This window comes from Streptomyces sp. S3(2020) (assembly GCF_013044505.1).
In the GTDB taxonomy this organism is placed as follows: Bacteria; Actinomycetota; Actinomycetes; order Streptomycetales; family Streptomycetaceae; genus Streptomyces.
In genome coordinates, this window is the sequence record NZ_JABERD010000454.1 from 1 (window position 1) to 2546 (window position 2546).

At 71.4% G+C, this 2546-nt stretch carries 2 protein-coding genes; both read left to right on the forward strand.

Annotated features, from left to right (window positions below; all coding sequences use genetic code 11):
• A partial coding sequence (locus HLK59_RS49435) for a site-2 protease family protein (protein WP_171148241.1) occupies positions 1-1225 on the forward strand: 1225 nt, incomplete at its 5' end.
• Positions 1226-1271: 46 nt separating this feature from the next.
• Positions 1272-2174, forward strand: coding sequence for a tRNA (adenine-N1)-methyltransferase (locus HLK59_RS49440; protein ID WP_171148242.1), 903 nt, complete (start codon positions 1272-1274; stop codon positions 2172-2174).
• Positions 2175-2546: the final 372 nt, after the last annotated feature.

Here is a 2546-nt window from a genome sequence, read left to right on the forward strand (position 1 = left end):
CACCGACACCCACCCCGACCGCACCCTCGCCCACTCCGGCACGACCCAAGGCCGCCCGCCCCGGCGCCAGAAGGACCCCGGCGGCGGACTCCTCATGGGCCGCCCCTTCGGCGTCCCCGTCTACGTCGCGCCCAGCTGGTTCCTCGTCGCGGCCCTCATCACCTGGGTGTTCGGCGGCCAGCTCGACCGGGTCCTGCCCGAACTCGGCGCCGCCCGCTACCTCGTATCACTCTTCTTCGCGGTCGCCTTCTACGCCTCCGTGCTCGTCCACGAACTCGCCCACACCGTGGCCGCCCTGCGCTTCAAACTGCCCGTGCGCCGCATCCAGCTCCAGTTCTTCGGCGGTGTCTCCGAGATCGAGAAAGAGGCCGAGACCCCCGGCCGGGAATTCGTCCTCGCCTTCGTCGGCCCCCTCCTGTCCCTCGTCCTCGCCGGCCTCTTCTACCTCGCCATGCAGCCCGTGGAACCCGGCACCGTCCCCGGCGTCCTGCTGGCCGGCCTGATGATCTCCAACCTCATCGTGGCCGCCTTCAACCTCCTGCCCGGCCTCCCCCTCGACGGCGGCCGCATGCTCCGCGCCGTCGTCTGGAAGATCACCGGCAAACCCATGAGCGGCACCATCGCCGCCGCCTGGGTCGGCCGCGCCCTCGCCGTCTCCGTCCTCATCGGCCTCCCGCTGCTCACCCAGTCCGGAGCCCTCGGCTCCAACGCCGAGGACAACGTCGGCATGGACACCGTCATGGACGCCCTGCTCGCCGCCATCCTCGCCGCGATCATCTGGACCGGCGCCGGCAACAGCCTCCGCATGGCCCGCCTGCGCGAACACCTCCCCGAACTACGCGCCCGCAACCTCACCCGCCGCGCCGTCCCCGTCGAGACCGACACCCCCCTCTCCGAAGCCCTGCGCCGCGCCAACGAAGCCGGCGCCCGCGCCCTCGTCGTCGTCGACGCCGACGGCGAACCCCTCTCCCTCGTCCGCGAGGCCGCCATCGTCGGCGTCCCCGAACACCGCCGCCCCTGGGTCGCCGTCAGCGGCCTCGCCCAGGACCTCACCGACGGCATGCGCGTCTCCGTGGAACTCGCCGGCGAGGACCTCCTCGACACCCTGCGCGCCACCCCCGCCACCGAGTACCTGGTGGTGGAGGAGACCGGAGAGATCTACGGCGTCCTGTCCGCGGCCGACGTCGAGCGCGCCTTCGTCAAAGCCATGGCCCGCCCCAACTGAACTCCCCGTGGTCGGAGCCCTCCACAAACCCCGGTAGGCTGTTCACATGTCCGAACCGACCGGTGCCGCCCGCAGGCGCGGGCCCTTCAAGGTCGGGGACCAGGTTCAGCTGACCGACCCCAAGGGCCGCCACTACACGTTCACGCTCGAGGCCGGGAAGAACTTCCACACCCACAAGGGTTCCTTCCCCCACGACGAACTGATCGGCGCACCCGAGGGCAGCGTTGTCCGCACCACCGGGAACGTCGCCTACCTCGCGCTGCGCCCCCTGCTCCCCGACTACGTCCTGTCCATGCCCCGCGGCGCCGCCGTGGTCTACCCCAAGGACGCGGGGCAGATCCTCGCCTTCGCCGACATCTTCCCCGGCGCACGCGTCGTCGAAGCCGGCGTCGGCTCCGGCTCGCTCAGCAGCTTCCTGCTGCGCGCCATCGGCGACCAGGGCATGCTGCACAGCTACGAGCGCCGCGAGGACTTCGCGGAGATCGCCCAGCAGAACGTCGAGCGGTACTTCGGCGGCCCGCACCCCGCCTGGCAGCTCACCGTCGGCGACCTCCAGGACAACCTGTCCGACACCGACGTCGACCGCGTCATCCTCGACATGCTCGCCCCCTGGGAATGCCTGGAAGCCGTCTCCAAGGCACTCGTGCCCGGCGGCATCCTCTGCTGCTACGTCGCCACCACCACCCAGCTCGCCCGCACCGTCGAGTCCATCCGCGAGATCGGCTGCTTCAACGAGCCGAGCGCCTGGGAGTCGATGATCCGCAACTGGCACGTGGAAGGCCTGGCCGTCCGCCCGGACCACCGGATGATCGGCCACACCGGCTTCCTGCTCACCGCCCGCCGCCTCGCCGACGGCGTCGAGCCGCCCATGCGCCGCCGCCGCCCCGCCAAGGGCGCCTACGGCGAGGACTACACCGGCCCCAACGCCGACGGAGGCTCCGGCCGCTGAGGCGGTCCCGTGCCGCGTACAACGCAACCGCGCCGTGGCCGAGTTCCCGACAGCCGTCCGGAACTCGGCCACGGCGCCTTTTCATTGACACCGCACCAGAAAACGCAAGGCCGCGAGTCGACAAGCAGCGACCCCGCCGTTCCGCCGAGCTGTGACGTGTGGCACCATGCTGGCCACCCCCACCGGCACCAGCCCTCTCGGGAGTCACCCCCAGTGCAGCAATCCGCGGTCCCGGAACTCGCTCACACCCACACCCTCCCCATCCACTGGGTCGCCACCGCCACAGCGGTCGCCGGCGTCATGGCACTCTCCTCGGTACTCCAACCGAACCCGGCCACCGCCGCCCAGGCCGCCGGTCCGAAGTCCCACCAC